The sequence below is a fragment of the Streptomyces durocortorensis genome (assembly GCF_016901035.1).
In the GTDB taxonomy this organism is placed as follows: Bacteria; Actinomycetota; Actinomycetes; order Streptomycetales; family Streptomycetaceae; genus Streptomyces; species Streptomyces durocortorensis.
The window spans coordinates 1-1,172 of the sequence record NZ_JAFEUF010000507.1; the positions used below are offsets into that span (position 1 = coordinate 1).

General features: G+C 70.5%; 1 protein-coding gene. It reads right to left on the reverse strand.

Annotation, left to right across the window (positions count from 1 at the left end):
- Nucleotides 1-49 precede the first annotated feature (49 nt).
- Complete coding sequence (locus JS521_RS35780) at nt 50-1,108, reverse strand: iron-siderophore ABC transporter substrate-binding protein (protein ID WP_205087007.1); 1,059 nt, start codon at nt 1,106-1,108, stop codon at nt 50-52.
- Nucleotides 1,109-1,172: the final 64 nt, after the last annotated feature.

Here is a 1,172-nt window from a genome sequence, read left to right on the forward strand (position 1 = left end):
CCTGACGCCTCGGGGGTGTCCTGCCGATCGGCAGGACACCCCCGAGGCGTCAGGACGCGGGGTGCTCGACCTTCGTGTCGGTCTTGCCGTCGACGGCGGCCGACAGCATCGGGACCAGGCGGTCGACGGTGTACGGGATGCTCAGCGGGGTCACGAAGGAGATGGCGCTGCCGAAGTGGCTGCTCTCCTTGATCATGACCTCGCGGCCCTCCTTGACCGCGTCGAGCTTGCCGTACAGCGGGTCGGCGTGGAGCTTCTTGGCGTCCTTGGCCGGGTCGGTGACGATCCAGGCGACGGCGTCCGTGTCGAGGAGGTCGGTGCGCTCCTTGCTGATGTTGGCGCCGAACGCCTCACCGACGACCTTGTCGAGGCCCGCCGGGAGCTGGAAGCCGAGGCCGGTCAGCACGCGCGAGCGGTTGTCCTGCGGGCCGTAGACGTACATGCCCTCGTACGGCGTCGCCATGACCGCGCTCCTGCCCTTGAACTCGGGGTGCGCGGCGGCGGCGTCGGCGATGTGCTTCTCGGTCTTGGCGACCAGCTCCTTGGCCTCGTCGCTCTTGCCGAGGGCCTTGCCGACCTGCGTGGTCTGGTCCTGCCAGGAGATCCCCCAGTCCGCGCCTTCCTTGGGCTGGGCGACGACCGGGGCGATCTTGGAGAGGGTGCGGTACTGGTCCTTGGTGAGGCCCGAGTACAGCGCGAGGATCAGGTCGGGGCGGAGCGAGGCGATCTTCTCGACCTGCGGGCCGGTGCCGTCGTCGTGCAGGACGGTGGGGCGGGACTTGTCGCCGAGCGCCTTCTCGGCCCACGGGCCGATGGCGCCCTTGAACTCGCCGAACCACTCGGTCGTGCCGACGGGCACCTTGCCGAGGGCGAGGACCGCGTCCTGGTCGGAGAGGCCGACGGTGACGATGCGCTGCGGGTCGTTCTTGACGGTCGTGGTGCCGTACTTGTGGTCGAGGGTGACCGGGAAGGCCCCCTTCGGCGCGCTGTCGCCGGACGGCGCGTCCTGGTCGTCGCTCTCGCCGGACCCGCAGGCGGCGGCTCCGAACAGCAGCAGGGCGGACGCGGCCACGGCGGTGAGCCGGGTGCGCTGGATTCTGCGGAACATGACGGATTCCTTCGGAAGCGTCGGCATTCGCCGGGGACGGGGCGGGGCGCGGAGACCGTCTGCA